Source organism: Pseudomonas sp. NA-150 (genome assembly GCF_044336365.1).
Lineage (GTDB): Bacteria > Pseudomonadota > Gammaproteobacteria > Pseudomonadales > Pseudomonadaceae > Aquipseudomonas.
This window is the reverse complement of the sequence record NZ_CP172305.1, coordinates 4,283,198-4,298,703: the sequence shown is the minus strand read 5'-3', so window position 1 is coordinate 4,298,703 and position 15,506 is coordinate 4,283,198. Positions and strand designations below refer to the sequence as shown.

Annotated in this window: 8 protein-coding genes and 1 pseudogene; 8 read left to right on the top strand and 1 reads right to left on the bottom strand. The window is 54.8% G+C overall.

The annotated features are described in order from the left end of the window. Positions 1-16 precede the first annotated feature (16 nt). The 8 genes and pseudogenes from ACF0H7_RS20300 to ACF0H7_RS20265 all read left to right on the top strand — a co-directional run. A pseudogene (locus tag ACF0H7_RS20300) lies at positions 17-880 on the top strand (IS3 family transposase); the annotation flags it as partial. Positions 881-1,136: 256 nt separating this feature from the next. Next, positions 1,137-1,988 (top strand): hypothetical protein, encoded by an 852-nt coding sequence (locus tag ACF0H7_RS20295; RefSeq protein ID WP_397448663.1) that lies wholly within the window; start codon positions 1,137-1,139, stop codon positions 1,986-1,988. Next, entirely contained in the window at positions 1,988-4,939 is a 2,952-nt protein-coding gene (locus ACF0H7_RS20290; protein WP_397448662.1) for a hypothetical protein, read from the top strand. Before ACF0H7_RS20295 ends, ACF0H7_RS20290 begins: the two co-directional genes overlap by 1 nt. Then, positions 4,936-6,342, top strand: a complete 1,407-nt coding sequence (locus ACF0H7_RS20285; protein ID WP_397448661.1) for a hypothetical protein — start codon at positions 4,936-4,938, stop codon at positions 6,340-6,342. The genes ACF0H7_RS20290 and ACF0H7_RS20285 overlap by 4 nt, the downstream gene beginning before the upstream one ends. Further along, entirely contained in the window at positions 6,326-6,889 is a 564-nt protein-coding gene (locus ACF0H7_RS20280) for a condensin complex protein MksE (protein ID WP_024678242.1), read from the top strand. The genes ACF0H7_RS20285 and ACF0H7_RS20280 overlap by 17 nt, the downstream gene beginning before the upstream one ends. A gap of 489 nt (positions 6,890-7,378) precedes the next feature. After that, entirely contained in the window at positions 7,379-8,587 is a 1,209-nt protein-coding gene (locus ACF0H7_RS20275) for a DUF6361 family protein (RefSeq protein ID WP_397448660.1), read from the top strand. Beyond that, positions 8,581-10,359, top strand: coding sequence for a phospholipase D family protein (locus ACF0H7_RS20270; RefSeq protein ID WP_397448659.1), 1,779 nt, complete (start codon positions 8,581-8,583; stop codon positions 10,357-10,359). Before ACF0H7_RS20275 ends, ACF0H7_RS20270 begins: the two co-directional genes overlap by 7 nt. Continuing rightward, positions 10,341-13,523, top strand: coding sequence for a helicase-related protein (locus tag ACF0H7_RS20265; RefSeq protein ID WP_397448658.1), 3,183 nt, complete (start codon positions 10,341-10,343; stop codon positions 13,521-13,523). Before ACF0H7_RS20270 ends, ACF0H7_RS20265 begins: the two co-directional genes overlap by 19 nt. 284 nt (positions 13,524-13,807) lie before the next feature. Here ACF0H7_RS20265 and ACF0H7_RS20260 read toward each other — a convergent pair whose 3' ends face one another. Next, positions 13,808-15,262 carry a tyrosine-type recombinase/integrase gene (locus ACF0H7_RS20260; RefSeq protein ID WP_397448657.1) on the bottom strand — a complete coding sequence of 485 codons (1,455 nt, stop codon included), beginning with the start codon at positions 15,260-15,262 and terminating at the stop codon, positions 13,808-13,810. Between the last annotated feature and the right edge of the window lie 244 nt (positions 15,263-15,506).

Sequence of the window (15,506 nt, the reverse complement as noted above, 5' to 3'; positions counted from 1 at the left end):
GTGGCGATGTGACCTATTTATCAAGCAGCGCGCGGGCGACTATTCCATTCAACAGTTTTGCCTGACGCTGAAAGTCCATCCCAGTGGTTATTACGCTTGGTTGTCTGAGCCGCAATCTGCACGTGCTAAAGACGACCAGCGATTGCTGGGTTTGATCAAGCATTCGTGGCTGGCGAGCGGCGGAGTTTATGGCTATCGCAAAATTTATGACGATCTGCGTGAGGTCGGTGAAGATTGTGGTCGGCATCGTGTGGCGAGTCTGATGCGTCTTGAAGGTCTGCGCTCTCAGACAGGGTATCGACGACGCCCTGGAAAGTACGAAGGTAAGCCAACAGTCGCCTCACCCAATTTACTGAGGCGCCAGTTTGATGTCGCAGAACCCAACAAAGTTTGGGTCACCGACATCACCTACATTCGCACGTATGAAGGCTGGCTGTATTTGGCGGTGGTGCTAGATCTGTTTTCTCGTCAGGTCGTTGGCTGGTCAATGAAGTCACAGATGACCAGTGATTTGGCCATTGATGTATTATTGATGGCGGTTTGGAGGCGAAAACCGAAACAGGAGGTGATGGTTCACTCCGACCAAGGCAGCCAGTACAGCAGCACCGACTGGCGCAGCTTTTTGAAGGAGGACAGTTTAGTTGCCAGCATGAGTCGCCGAGGCAACTGTCATGACAACGCCGTAGCCGAGAGCTTTTTCCAGCTTCTAAAGCGGGAACGGATCAAGCGGAAAATCTACACCACGCGGGAAGATGCTCGTAGTGATGTGTTCGATTACATCGAGATATTCTACAACGCAAAACGCCGGCATGGTTTCAACAATCAGCTGTCACCGGTAGAGTTTGAAAAGCGTTACGCAATGAGCTTGCAAGGTGTCTAGAGAATCCGGGGCGATTCAAACGTCGGCTCTTGATGGACGTTCCTGGACTCTCGTAGAGCAGAACACCTTGGCGAGTGCGCTGCATGGTGGCCAACCGCTTTCTATGAGTCATCAAGTCGGATCTTCCTGGAGCCCATCTTCTCTGCATCGTGGGCGAAGAAATCGCCAGTCAGGCCCCACAAAGCAAAGAGGCTGCACTGGATACGTTGAAACGCTTAGCCGCGACGAGCGATATATGCTATAGCCAAGAAACCTTATGATTTCACTTGTTTCGCAGAGCGCAAGGGATGCAATGTCGAGGATCTACACCTATCTGAACTCAATCAGCTCTGGTCAGCCGATCAATTTTGAGGCTTTTGCTAAGGAGTTGAAGAAGCATGGCAAGGGTGCTGGCTATCTGTTCGATACGTTTTCAACGTCGAAAATTGGAAAGAGCAGCTATCAGGTGGCTGTCTTACGTGAGGATCGCTTTGCGGAGCTGATTCGTGAACACGTTCCATCAGAAATTACGGGCCGTATTGGTGCTGCTTTCGACGGAAGTAGCCACGCAGCAGCAGTAAGCGGCTCGCTTTTGATAACACGAAGCGTGGTCCATCCTCATCCAAGCGTGGTTCTTCTGAGCAAGCATGGATGGGAAGCACCTAACACTCTCCGACCAGCGGCGTTGCTGGTGGAAAATCTCGAGAACTTCCTAGCTCTCAAACAGACCGTCGACATCCTGGCCGACTGTGGCGTAGCTGAGCAAAGTGAAAGTTTCGACGTCATTTTCAGCGCCGGTAATCAGATCACCAACAGACTGAACATGCCATTTCTCAGCCAATACCAGAGGCTGTACTGCCTTTTTGATGTCGACTTAGGTGGGCTGACAATGTATCGAACTCTTCTCAGAGGGTTGCCAGACGGGCACCGGGTAGTGTTTGTGTACCCTGATGATATCGCCGACCGGTTAAGCGCTTCCAAATACTCACTAAATGAGCAAACGAGACAGGATCTCCTTGAGTTTGTTGGTCTATCCAAGGAAACCAATGAACTGATCGGACTTATGCGAGACAGCCAAAAAGCGCTAGAGCAGGAAACCTATTTGATGTCGACAACGACAAGGGACTGATGATGTTGAGCGACTCCTACGCGTTCCAGGACGTATACAAATTCCACAGGCTGATTTTTGTTAACAGTGCTGCCTATGCCTACACCGTAATCCGCGTGGACAAGCACACCGCTTTGTGTGGCCAGAACAACCTCGGAAAGACCTCGATGCTGAATGCATTGAAGCTTTTTTTGCTGCCACACGAGAACTTCAAGAGCTGCGCTAAGAAATTCGCCTTCAAGGGACCGGCCGGGACCTACTACTCGACTGAGGCTAGCTTTAGCTACTACTTCCCGGAAAACCACTCCTTTATCATCCTCGAAGCGGAGAACATGCACGGCCCGTTCTGCCTGGTCCTGCACCGCGGGAATCGACCATTCTCATACGGCCGAATGGCAGTACCTTGCATATATGCCGATATCCAGCACATGTTTTGGGACCTTGAGTCGCCCATCAATGGAGGCATGGGGGCTCCGATAGACGGCATCTCACTTTCTGGTGTGCTTTCGGATCTCCGAGCTCGTAGAGGAGAGGCAATGAACGACGGTACTGTCATTCGCCAGCGGCTCTTCGGTCAACAGGCTCTTAATCGTGAGGAGGGCCGATTCTGCTTGCTGCCTCTCAGAAATGGCGGTACGGCACGAGAGATCGACGCGTGGAAGATGCTAATCCACCTGGCCTTCGACATTGGGGCGAAGGACAACCGCACTCTGCCGGATACTATCGCCACGATCATCGAAGGGGATAAGGACCGGAAGAATGCAGAGCTGAGTGTCAGCCTGAGCGAGATCCTCGATGACTATGAGAACCTGAAAAAAGAAGGCGATCGCCTGGCGGACATAGAAAGCGCACGGAGGTCTTGGGAGAGCTTTGATAGCCAGTTCCATCTGTTTGAGACGAAATCCGAACTGATCGTTCAGAGTATCGTCGATGTTGAGCATGCCTTGGCTGAAAGGCAGTCCAGCATTCTTGATGATGTTAAGGCAGCATCTGAGAGATATCAGGCTCTTGATGTGGCTCACTCAGCTAAGAGACAGCACCACGGTCTGGTCAAGGCTGAGTATCTGAAGCTGGCTGGAGCACTGAGTCTCCGGCATAAGGATTTGGAAGGTGTCCAAAAGCAGCTATTCAAGGTCAGCGAGATTCTTCGGCGTTACCCTGGCACAACAGAGCGTGAGGTCCGCGAGCTCTTATCCGATCTCTCCGCAGAGTTGACCGCAGAGATCGAGACTCTGACAAACAAGGTTCAGAGCGCTGAGCAACTAGCCCAGGCGATCAGGAATAAGAACAGTCTTTCCCATCAGCGCGACCAACTCCGAAAAATTCTTGATGAACATGTGGAAACTGTTCTCGAGCAGGTCGATCGTCACAGTGCGTCGGTGCTGAGTAGCTTGAACTCGACGCTGTTCACCAAGCTGGCTCCTCGACTCAACTCTGACCAGAAGCAAGCCATCAAAGAGTTTGGCTGCCTATTCCAGGAGCGAGGTTCTTTCATCAGCTTCCTGAGCCAGGAGACCTCATTTGGTTTCATGTCTTTCGACCCGACCAGAGCAAGGAAGCAGCACGAGCAAGACCTGATCAAACTGGATGACGATATCAAGGACTGTGATGACCTCATTCAGCGCCTAAACGATGACAGCAAGTTGACTGCTGAGCAGGCCAAGGATAAAGCCAAGAAGCTGACCCGCGAGCGGATTGAAACTGATGAAGAGGTTCAACTACTCAGTCGGCATGGCTACATGCGCGAGCAGCAGAAAGCATTGGAACTTGAGGTGGGGGAACAGACGGTAGAGTTGGCCAAGCTACATGAGAGTGTGGCGGATGCCGCCGGCGAGCTGGAGGACCTAGCGGTACAGGTTGAGCGCGCAAAAGAAGTGCTCGCCAGGGTCAGGAAGGAAAACGAAGATCTGCGCAATTACCTTGAGCATATCCGGAACGTAGCTGAGATCACTTTAGGATTCCTTTCGATCCGCGAAATGAAGCTGAAAGCTCGCGATACTTTCTTTCACCCTAGCCAGATCAAGGAGATTTCCCAGTTCGCTTCTGAGGTAGCCAAGAGCAGAGAAGCTCTGCAAGTGGCCTTGGATGAACTGCTGAAACGTAACTTGCTGGGCGAAGAGGGCAGAGACTTTGGCTACCATGCTTTCCATGACTTGAGTCGGATGCGTAGCTGTCGGAGAGCTTTCGCGGCGATGTTTGGCACCTTGGAAGGTGAGCAGCAGACCTACCAGGCCAAGGTCACCGCGCATAACTCGAATACCTCTATTCAAATCGACGAAATCAAACACGCCAGAAGGATGATCAAGGAGTTCGAGAAAGAGGTAGATGACCAGCTCTCGGAGTTCAGTGTGTCTGACCTCGAGGCGATCGAGATTTACTGCGTATTGAATCCCCATTTCGAAGAGCTGTTGGTCGATATTGACGCCATAAACCTCATGACAACCGGGCTCCACGAGAAGCGCTTGTATGAACGGTTACGAGCTTTCTGTACCGAGTTCTTTGTTAACGGTGGCCGTCGGGGGACCACCCTGGATATGAGCCTACTGATTGATCGTGTTGGATATCGGTACCGCAAGCGTGGGCATGACAAGTACACCGAAGAGGATCAATCCAACGGTACTACGGCAATGATTAACTGCCGCCTGCTATCGATTCTTCTGCGTAGGCTGCTGGTTGCGAATACACAGATCTGTTTGCCATTGGTAATGGATGAGCTGTCGAATCTGAGCCACTTGAATCTGAAGGCTGCGCGTGGCATCGCTGAGTCAGAAGGGTTCGTGCTGTTCGGGGCAACGCCGGAGCCGACGTCTACTATCGCGAAAGTAATCGAAAACTACATCGACCTTTCGCATTTTCTCGCCACCGACAGGGCATACAGCCACTTACGTCGAGTGATCTACACAGGTGAAAGCGAGTCGCTGAGAACAAAGAAAGATCCCGCCGATGCTGTTGCGGAGATCACTGCCGGATGATCGTTGCAGCAGACAAAACGGTCATGCTCATGATCGAGCATAAGCACATTTTTCTTGATCTTATCGACATCATGGATGAAGGCTCGGCTGGCGAAGAAGTGTCAACTCGCCTGTACGAGTCCAAAGTGATGAAGCTACTTGATTCGCTGGGAGACAGTAAGTCCGATCGGCAAAAAATTGAAGCGGCCTTCGACGTGCGTAACCTCGTCCGAGCAAGCCTGATATTGCACCATGACACCAAGCGAGGAGTCATTGCCTTCGCCCCGTTTTTGATCGAGTTATTTCGCCACTTTGATAGATCGCGTCTTCGGCAGCTGAGTAGCGCCGATCTTGAGGCGCTGTGCGACAGCTTCAATGATAGTCTTGAAAAGCTTCGCGATTTGACAGTGATTGAGCAGGGGAACGACACGTTCGAGGATGAGCTTAAGCTACTTCGGGAACGCATCCGCTACGCTCAAGGGAAGATCAAGGAGAACGTGGACAGTCTTCAGGGGCAGACTCTTCGCCTGGCGGAGATCGTCGAAGTGATGAGCCTTGAGAACCTCGACGAGGTGAAGCAGGCTCGCGGTGCTTTGCAGGCGATCACCCGAATCTACGGTAGGCATGTTCTCCCCACATTGCAGTTCCTCAACGAGAGGGAACCTCTGAAGAAAGGCCTGCCGGCACTCACTGCCTTGCTGCGGATATCCGAGATGTTCCGCGATGCCAAGTTGCCAAAATTGGGTCAGCAGGTTCTCTATGCAGTGGCATCCATTCGCTCCTATCGCTACGACGTGGAAGTCATCAGCAAGTCTCTGCAGCGCTACGTGCATCAGAATGAACGTCAGCGTCGTGAGTACGACCAGGTTGAGAGTGTTTTCAACGATCTACTAGTTGCCTGTCGGGAGCTCCATGACGGGAAACTAAGGGGCAACCTCATCCCTAAAGATCATGAGGTACTGGAGCGTTTCTCTACCTTCAAAGGCATGAAGAGGCAGAGAGCCGATAGCAAGATTGAATGGCACAACGTAGATCATTGGCTTCACCTTCAGGAGCATCTGCGAAGTAGCCTGGATTCACTCAAAAATACCCGAGTAACAACAACGTCTGTTGAGCCGGTTGGAGAGGACGTGCTCAAAGCCAGGCGTGCTTCAGACGTGCGCCGAAAACTAATTGGAAGGCTGATAGATGAGTGGCCTGTTCAGGTCGGGCCTGACGCCCATGCGTCGCTTCACGCACATCTGGCCCAGCAGATCAGCGACTACGAAATTGCTGACCTAGTGGAAGGCGTGTCTTGGCTAAAGCACCGAGAGGACATTGTGCTAACCCCTCGATTCCAGTTAGGGGTGATTGAGGACGACAGGCAGAAGTTGACCTATTACAAATTGAGGATCGAGGAGCAGGGCAGTGAGACAACAGCTTAGCCAAGCCATCTACAAAGAGTTGATGTCGGGGAAGGTGATCAACAAAGACACCTACGAGAATGGTGAAATAAAACCCAACCCGCTCTTCGAAGAGATGCTCAATAACTACGATCAGAGCTACAAGCCCTTGTACTTGAACATCGGGTTTGAGTTGGTGATGCGGAATGGCTTTATCTACATTCGTTCAGTCGAGCGCGATGAGGAGTACAGCGAGGTGGTCAGGAAAATACAGGTTCTGCTGCTGATCCTTGCTCGCGGACTGCATGAACAGGGGTACCAGCTTGATATTCTGCGCGACGGGGAAGCTGGTGTGTCTGATGGGATCATGGAGGAGATCGGGAAGGGAGAAGACAAACAAGATGTCATGTCTGCCAGCAACATGAAAGGGGAGGCTCTTGCATCTGCAGTTAGGAAAAATCTCGAGCAGCGTGGGATCGCCTACAGGAATGCAAAAGGCAATCTGGTACTGACTCATGCTGGATTAGCGTTCTTTGACGACGTATTTAAGTACAGTAATGCTGAACCAGGTGCAGTTATGGTGGCTTGAGTTTCCGGCTTTATCAATTGGTAGATGGTTTCTTTACCCTCCATCACATCCTCGACATAGATTGTTGGCGCCTACGCCGAATTGCCCCAGTTGCTGAGATTTCACTGACCCAGTCTGACTCCTCGCGAATCCTTGTCTGTGCTGGATTTTTGAAGGTTTGGAGATGGGGCAGTCTTGCCTCGGCACGTGGGTCAATTCAGCGTCGGCGTGAACAATCAGAGCGTGAATCCAGCCGCTTGATCGTACGTAAATGCCGGATGTAGCTGACAAGGACAGTTCGCGCGTCCGTCTGCCGGTTTCGCAGGTAACGCCCGTAACTTTCAGTTTTCGACGTATTGAGCGCGTTTCACACAGCCTGGACTCATTGCGGAGGTTATGAGTTCCAAGCTCATCTGCGCATCGATGGCAATTGGCCCTATCATGCATTCATTGTGTGACTGCCCGATTGAATGTGGCTAAGTGGTTTGGATAGGACAAGGAGAGCGGAAGGTGTCTGGCAAGAGTCAATTGGGATGGGTGGACTTTTCGAGCGAAGACCGGGACCGCGTCAAACACGCTCTCAAGCAGCTGTCGGAGCCGGGGACGCTGGATGAGCTGGGCATAGGAGGGTTGCGCGATGGGTTTGCGGATCTGATGTTTCCAGGCTTTTCCACGCTGCAGACTCGAGCCAAGTATTTCGTCACTGTGCCGCGGATCATCCGCGATTATCTGCACTTGAGCCCGTCGCAGCAGCGTAAGCAGCCGGCTGCAGATTACTTGGAGGAACAGGAAGCACGGTTGTCAGAGGTGCTCAGAGAAAAGCATCAGGACGGAACCCAGACCGGCATTTCTGGATCTTCTTTGAGCAAAGGTGAGCGTGTCGCTCGACAGCCTTCGTCGATCTATTGGGTAGGCCTGAGGACCTGGAAGCTTGTCGATACTGGGGGCTCGCTCCGGCAATTTCTGCAGGCAATCGGATCGTCAGAAGCGTTTCATGGAAGCATCTATGGCGATGAAGGGGACGACAGTGATGCACACAACGTTGTCCGCAGTGTGTACCTAGATCGCTTTGTGCCTGATTGGCTGGACAAGGTCAAAATCGCGCTGACAGCTTCCGAGGCACGTTTTTTAAGTGAAAAGTTCAAAGCCGGCCCCGAACTGAGCCTGCCTTGCCTGCTGGAAATACAGGGGTTGCGCGAGCAGGCCCTCACCAAGACTGAGTTCCCAGCGCTGGCGGCTTGGGCCGCCGATCAGCCGTCGCTGCCTGGCCGGACCCGCGAATACGTGGCGATGGCGCAAGCGTTCAGTGAGCTGATCTACGGTGCTCACTTGCGATTCAACATAATCCTTGTCCGTAACGACTATCGCGAACATGACGCTCTGCTGGAGGACTTTGCCGAGCTTTGGGATGCATGGCGCACGCAGACTCACGCGACGCCCGCCGACATCTTCCGCTGGCTTGAACAGACTCAAGTTACGCTGGCCAGTCACACGACTCTGTTTCTAACCCGATGGGCTGAAGGTTTAATCCAGGGGGCATCGGATGTCGAACTGGATAAGCTGGTGGAACATCAGGCGCGGGCAAACAAGAAGGAGCGGAGTGTGCTGAATAAACAGCTGCCCGAAGGGTTCGCTTGGCTAGGGATGGCGCGGCTGGATTATCGCTGGAGGCAGGTTCGAACCGTGCTGAAAGATATTCAGGAGGGCGTGGCATGCTGAATCCGCACGCTGATCGCCTGGACTATGGCGACAAACTCAAAGCCCCGGAAGGGTTCACGTTAAGCCATGCCATCGCGACGACCTACACCCTAGATCTTGAGACGCTCTTGTGTCTGCCGTTGGCGCTGTCGTTCAACTGCCCGCCGGAGGGCGATTTACAGACCGATAAGCTGGCGCTGCTGGAAGCGATCAGCCAGTTGAAGGGCAAGGTGAAGGTTTTCTTTCAGCAGGGCTGCATCAAACTTCCGCGCCACTTCAACCTGCTGTTTTCGTTGCTCGAACCGTTATTGGCGCCCCAGGTTCCCGGCGATGCGTTCAGCTCGTTCCACCCCAAGTTCTGGCTGTTGCGATTCACCAGTCCGACGAAGGCGGTGCGGTACCGGTTGTTGGTGCTGTCGCGGAATCTGACGTTCGACCGCAGTTGGGACCTTGCAGTCGCTCTGGAAGGGGAACCCACGAGCGCACGCAGTGAAGACAACGATGGACTTGTGGCACTGCTGAAGGCGCTGGCCGCCGGTGCGGAGGACCTGCGTGCCGGACTGGAGCTTTTTGTCAAGGAGCTGCCTCGGGTGGCCTGGGACAAGCCTGCCGGATTCAACGCGCTGAAGACCTTGCCTGAAAAGCCAGGGAAGTTGCCGCTGTCATTGGGTACCGCTGCCAGCACGGTAATGGTGATGTCACCGTTTCTCCATCACGAAGCGCTCGACCTGGTCAAGCAGGCTGGTGCGCGGCACTGGCTGTTCAGCCGCGCAGAAGAGCTCGACCGTATGGGTGAATGCCAGCTGCAGGATTGGGAGTGCTTCGCGCTCAATCCTTGCCTGATCGAGGGCGAGGATGAGCTCACCGCAGCCCGTCCCCAGAATCTGCATGCCAAGCTGGTGCTGCTGCAGGAGGGCGCCGTCAGTCATTGGCATATCGGTTCGGCGAATGTCACCAAGGCAGCCCTTGGCGCTTTGGGGGCGGCGCCGCGCAATACCGAGTTCATGCTGCGACTGTCGAGCAAAAGTGGCCAGCAGTCCGTCGACCAGCTCCGCGCAGAACTGGTAGGACGTGAGCAAGAGCCGACAGGTATTTTCATCCCTCATCGTTTCAGCCCAGCGTCGATCACGGATGATCATCAGACGGAAGCGTGGATGCGCAGACTCCAGCACAACCTGATCCAGGCAGACTGGTGTCTGCAGGCCCGTGCCGAGGCCAACGGGACTTACACCTGTGTCATTGAATGCCCGCCGCCACTCCTGGAGCAACATTGCGATTGGGTGATCGAGGTGCAGCCGCTGGTCAGAGGCAAGCCGCTGAGTCTGGCTTCTCGTATGGTTTGGGAAGACCTGAATCTGACCCAGGTCAGTGCATTCGTTATTCTCAGAGTGATACCGGTGTCATCACCTCCCGTCGAACTGATGATCAAGGTCCGTCTTGAAATCGATGGTGGCGATACGCGAGAGCAGAAAATCACGACGACGCTGATTGATAGCCCGCACAAGCTGCTGGCTTATATTCAGATGCTGTTGCATCCAGGCCACGCGTATACGGCGGATACCGGCATGACGAGGGAGGGCGGTCCCGGGGCGGACGCTGATACCGACTTCAGCCAGATGTTCGGCGGGCCGCTGCACGAGGCTCTCTTGCGTTGTGCTGCCCGACAGCCTGAAAAGCTGCAGCGCATCGACGCCATTCTGGCCCGGCTCAGCGAGACTGAACATCTGGTCCCTTCTGAGCTGTCTGTCTTATGGGCGCAGTACCAGCAGCTTGCATGGAAGAAGAAAGCATGACTCGATTTGTATCGGATCGCGACAACGTCGATCTAGCCCTGCAGATGACTTGGAGCAGGCTCAAGGATTTCCAGCGTGCGACAGTCGAGCGTATTGCCGAACAGTTCAAAGACCCGCAGCACAGCCGTCGGGTGCTGGTTGCCGACGAAGTCGGGTTAGGAAAGACCGTCGTAGCGAAAGGACTGATCGTGTCGATGCTGCGCGACTGGCATCGACGCGAACCGCTGCGTGTCACCTATATCTGTTCCAACTTGAGTCTGGCCGCTGAGAACCTGGCCAAGCTTGCCGTGTTTCCAGCAGGCAGCGGCTGGATTCGACAGCCGTCTTACGCACGCCTCGCACAAGTCGCGGTGTGCCAGCCCGAGCAGCACGGTGCATTGCTGGAAATTTGCACCCTGACGCCAGCCACATCGTTTTCGCTGACCCAGGGAACAGGAAACCAGCAGGAGAGGGGCATTATCCTTGCGGCGTTGCTTCAGCACCCGCAGCTTCGAGGTTTTCGCCACAGTTTGACGGCGCTGTTCCAGGACCGAGTGCAATGTGCTGACAGCTGGCAGGCGGAGCGGGATCAGATAGAACAGCAAGGACTGGTGAAGGAGATCGTTGCCAGCTTTCACGCAGCGATCACTTTCGTGTCGAACGACGCGACGCCCTCATTGCTGGAACGACTGCGCAGCACTGCCTGTCTGCGTGCGGAACGTCACCGTGGCGTCAAACGCGAGCTGATGCGCGATTTGCGCGTGACGTTCGCCCGATGCTGCGCTACGCATCTCCGGGCGGATCTGTTCATTCTCGACGAGTTTCAGCGCTTCGAAAGCCTGCTCGATCTGCAGGAAAACGAACAGTCCCTGATCGCGCGGGAGATATTCAGTCGCGAGCGCGAGAGCAATGTCTTGATGCTCTCGGCCACTCCGTTCAAAGCCATGAGCACCGTGGATGACGATGAGAACGATGACGGCCATCTGGAGAAACTCAAGCAGATCCTCGCGTTTTTGAATCTGTCGCCACTCGATGCTTACGAACCTGCACGCAAGAAACTGCAGGCTGCGCTGCTGTGTCTGCGACGCGACTGCATCGATGGCGAAGCGCTGGACGATGCGCCTCGCCGAGAAGTGGAGCGATTGCTTCGCCCACTGATTTGCCGCACGGAGCGAAGCCAGATCGCTCGGGATGTGGACAGCCTGGTCGACGGGATACCCCCGCAAGACTTGCCACAATTGCGCGCCGATGATATCCGCACTTATATCGAGCTGGACCGGCTGGCGCTCGTTCTGGAAGCTGACAGCTCACTGCGCGTCTCCAGTCAGATCATGAGTTTTTTCAAGTCGGCAGCCTGGCCGCTGTCGTTCAGTACCGGTTACAAAGTGCAAGAAGTGCTGCAACGCCGCTTCGAGCGATCTCCGGCGCTGTTCAAGCAGTTGACCGCCAACAAAAACCTCTGGTTATCGCGCGAGCGGATCCGCAAGTTCACGCTGGATGTCGCCCGCGAGGCACCCAATCCGCAGGTTCGCTGGTTAGCCAGTCACTTGTTTGGAGACGGGCGTAAAGCCGGTCCGGAAATGCTGCTTTGGCTACCGCCTAGTTGGCCGCACTATAGACTCAGAGGCTTTTTTGCCGGTCACGAGCAACTCAGCAAGACGTTACTGTTTTCCTCCTGGACGATGGTGCCGAGGATGGTGGGCGGGCTGATGAGCTACGAGGCGGAACGGCGAGTCCAGCAGCATCTCACGGACAAATCGGAGTACTTCAACAAGCGCCGTGCCGGTGTCAGCGAAGACGACCAGAACCGTCATCTGCAACAACGTCGCGCGGTGATCAAACTCGACAGCGGGGACGTTGCCAACTGGTCGCTGATTTATCCTGCCCGCTGCCTGACTGACATTCCGATAGCGCGTACTTCAGTCCCACTGGAGAGCCGCCTTGACGAACTCATCCGGCACTTCACAAGGAGTCTAGCGTCATTGCGCGTCCGCAATCAGGGCGCTCAGAACAGCCACTACTGGTATCTGTTTGCCCCGATGCTGCTGGATCAGGCGCACGAGGGATGGACCGCCACATGGTTCGAAGCCATGTCGGACGTCGGCAATCTCTCCGACGGAGCGCGGTTGCGCGTTCGCGAAATATCCCGTCGTTTCAACCAACTGGATGAACTGGGCGCAATGCCTGAAGACCTTCCTCAGTACCTTGCCAGGCTGGCTGTGGGATCGCCGGCGGTGAGCGCCTACCGCGTGCTGCGGCAGCTGTATCCCGGTCCTTGCCTGATAGGAGCCGCCAGTCGGGTCGCTCTGGGATTTGTCAGTCTATTCAACAGCGTCACGGGCAGTGCGATCGCCCGGCGGCTCGACCCGCTGCATCCTTGGCGAGGCATCGTGAGGTACTGCGCCGATGGCGGCATTCAGGCGATGCTTGAGGAGTACTGTTACCTACTTGCACCCGACAAGTTGCTGGATGATGTGGTGACTACGCTCGAAAGCGTTCTTCGCACGACACCGTCGAATGTGAAAGTCTGGAAGGTTGACAGGGAAAAAGACGACACTCACCTGAGATGTCATTATGCCGTGCAACTGGGCGCTCAGAAAACCACGGATGAAGCGGGCCAGACACGAATCATCAATATACGTGAAAGCTTTAATTCGCCGTTTCGGCCGTTCGTTCTCGCATCAACTTCCATTGGTCAGGAAGGCCTGGATTTTCATTGGTACTGCAGCGAAGTCGTGCATTGGAATTTGCCGAATAACCCGATAGATCTGGAACAGCGGGAAGGGCGGGTCAATCGCTACCAGTCGCTGGTGGTCCGGCGTCGAGTGGTGCAAGCGGTGGCGGAGTACGACAGCGCGCCCGAAAACTGGAAGGCGTTGTTTACATCTGTCGAAAGCCCCACCTGGGGAACTGATCTGGTGCCCTATTGGCATTATCCCGAAGGTGACGCGAAGATCCGCCGCTTGATTCCGAGACTTGCCTTCAGCGAAGAAGCACGCCGCTATCCGAACATGCAAAAAGTCCTATCGCTTTACCGTCTAGCATTCGGTCAACCAGGGCAAAGCGAGCTGCTAGAGCACTTGAAGAACTTGAATCTGGATGACGAAGCGCTTGAGCACATAAAAAGTCAGTTGTTGATCCGGTTAGCGCCCGTTCTGTACCGGAGGGAGCGGTCACGTACTTGATGCCTGGGCTGTGGCAGGAGGGACTGGGCGTGCCGCGAAACACTGATACAAACACTAGTTCCCTGCGCAGTACATCGACAAAAACAGCCCGACCGGAGGATTGTTGCTTCACGTAACGGCGGCGAAGTTCGCCGACCTTTTGGCGCTGTACCGGCTAGAGAATATTTTCGGTGGAGCCGGGCTGCCGATGGCACGCCCTACACTGGCACAGTGAGTTGGACAACGGTTCCACTTCTCACGGGGTCGTCAATCGCTGATGACGACGCAACACTAAAGACGCCAACTTAAGACGGCGGTAAATAACTATTCACGGTATATGCAGGAAACGACAACATCGACTCGGTCGGTGTGTGCTCGTAGGTTGCGGACAAGACTTCACTGAGACGATCGCCCAACAGATTCCAGGCACGTTTCTTCTCTTCGGCATAGTCGTGATGCAGGTAGTGTCGTCTCACCCGCGAACCGGCCAGTACATGGTTTTGGCAGCGGTCGATGACGTCCAGGCTGACCCCCAAGGCCTGCATCATGGTCGCGCCCGTGCGGCGCAGGTCATGCGGCGTCCAGTCGCCGTTTTGGCCGTCGGCCAGGACCAGGGTATCGTCGTGACGCCGTCGTGAGAGGGCCTTGCGGTTTTTGAACCGGGCCTGGCGATCGCCGACCTGTTTACTCGCCACCTTTACGTCCACATGCCCATCATCGTGCTTGTTCGGAAAGCACCACTGTGAATCTCCCGTTAGGGTTTTGAGTTCCTGAAAGAAATGCAGGGCGAAGGGGGAGAGGAAGACATGGTGGTCTTGTCTCTTGCCGCGGGTGCCTTTGACGTTTTCACTGGGAAGGAACCAGGTCTGCCGGTCCAGATCGACATTTTTCCACTCGGCCTGGAGCAACTCGCCAATCCGGCATAGCGTGCCCAGGCTGATCCAGAGCGCGAGTTGGGTTTCCTTCTTTAGCGGTCGAATGCCGTCGTATTTTTGGCCCGCGGGGAGGGCGTCGTAATCGGCAGTCATTTGCTGGAAGCGATTGTGCAGTTCCAACAGCTCAGTCGGGGAAAGGATTCGGCTTCTTTCCGCTTCGTAGTCGGCAGGGATCAGGGGGGAGATGTCGACCAGCTCAGTCGGATCACCCTCAACCAGTAACGCCCGCCAAGGTTGGCGCTTTCTAGCCCAGCTGAACATCTGGGTGAGGTCGGCGAAGAAGCTGATGGCTTGACGGTGAGCGCCGCGGTTGACCACGGTGCGGATCAGCGCCCGAATATCGTGTTCGGAAACATTGTTCACCGCGGTCTTGCCGAGTGCTGGGTAAAGGTCCTTACTAAAGCGCCGTTGCAACTCGGCATTGCCATCTTTGCGCGCCACGCCGTCCAACAGCCAGGCTTTGGCCAGATCCTGGACGGTCAGCGTTTGCACCTTCGCCGTTTTTACCTGCTCGGCCTCTGCGTTCGTTGCGGCATGCGCCTGTGCCTTGGCGGTTTTCTTGTGTTCGTTGGGATTGATCTGCTCATCGATGAGCGCACGTGCCTGGTTGCGGGCCTTGCGGATGTCCGTCAGGGATTTGCGCGGCCAGGTTCCGCAGGCGTACTCTTTGTTCTGGTCGCCCCAGCGATACCGATAGAAAAAGCTGACCGACACACCGTCCTTACGCACGGAAATTCGACCGGCGAGATTGCCATCCTCCCTGAGGATGCGGCCGGCATCATTGGCGGTCAGCGACTCGAGTTCTTTGATGGTAATTTTGGCCATGAAACGGACTCCCCCTACTTTTACCCCCACAAAAACGTCGGCTCTTGATGGACGTTACTGGACTCTCGTAGAGCAGAACACCGCTGGAGCTCAAGTAAATACTAGCTTATAAAAATCCAGAGTGAAATTTTGGAATCTTTCAAGAAGTATGAAAAAGGAGATGGGGTGCTAGGGGTCGAGTGTTCGAATCACTCCGTCCCGACCATATTTTTCAATGACTTAGGCCGATATTTACCGTATCGGC

Bases quoted from the DNA above. Each gene is read 5' to 3' on its own strand.
- ACF0H7_RS20295 (WP_397448663.1), top strand. From the start codon at position 1,137: ATGATTTCACTTGTTTCGCAGAGCGCAAGGGATGCAATGTCGAGGATC.
- ACF0H7_RS20290 (WP_397448662.1), top strand. From the start codon at position 1,988: ATGATGTTGAGCGACTCCTACGCGTTCCAGGACGTATACAAATTCCAC.
- ACF0H7_RS20285 (WP_397448661.1), top strand. From the start codon at position 4,936: ATGATCGTTGCAGCAGACAAAACGGTCATGCTCATGATCGAGCATAAG.
- ACF0H7_RS20270 (WP_397448659.1), top strand. From the start codon at position 8,581: ATGCTGAATCCGCACGCTGATCGCCTGGACTATGGCGACAAACTCAAA.
- ACF0H7_RS20265 (WP_397448658.1), top strand. From the start codon at position 10,341: ATGGAAGAAGAAAGCATGACTCGATTTGTATCGGATCGCGACAACGTC.
- ACF0H7_RS20260 (WP_397448657.1), bottom strand. From the start codon at position 15,262: ATGGCCAAAATTACCATCAAAGAACTCGAGTCGCTGACCGCCAATGAT.